This window comes from Mesorhizobium sp. M4B.F.Ca.ET.214.01.1.1, from assembly GCF_004791545.1.
Lineage (GTDB): Bacteria > Pseudomonadota > Alphaproteobacteria > Rhizobiales > Rhizobiaceae > Mesorhizobium > Mesorhizobium abyssinicae.
The window spans coordinates 1-376 of record NZ_SRUX01000109.1 but is presented as its reverse complement, the minus strand read 5'-3'; the positions used below and the strand labels follow the sequence as shown (position 1 = coordinate 376).

The 376-nt window shown below is 63.3% G+C and carries 1 protein-coding gene; it reads left to right on the top strand.

The features are described 5' to 3' along the window. On the top strand, positions 1 to 376 hold a 376-nt coding region (locus EN857_RS33510), incomplete at both ends, for a chromate transporter (protein WP_189522830.1).

The following is a 376-nucleotide window of genomic DNA, read 5'->3' as shown; positions in this document are numbered from 1 at the left end:
CGTCATCCTGTTCGTGGTGCCGGGAGCGCTCGTCATGCTCACCTTGAGCATCCTCTATGCGCTCTACGGCGATGTCCCACTGGTCGAGTCTCTGTTCTTCGGGGTCAAGGCCGCCGTGCTCGCGGTCGTGGTCGAGGCGGTGATTCGCATCGGCCGCCGCGCCTTGAAGATCCGGGTGATGGTGGCGTTCGCGCTTTGCGCTTTTCTCGGCATCTATGTGCTCAGCATTCCGTTCCCGCTCATTGTCCTGATTGCGGGATTGGTGGGATGGGCGGGAAACCGCCTCGCGCCAGCCCTGTTTTCCGGCGTGGCGCACGGCAAGAACGATGCTCCCGACATCAAGGGCGCGGTCGACCTGATGTTCGAGCGCGGCGAA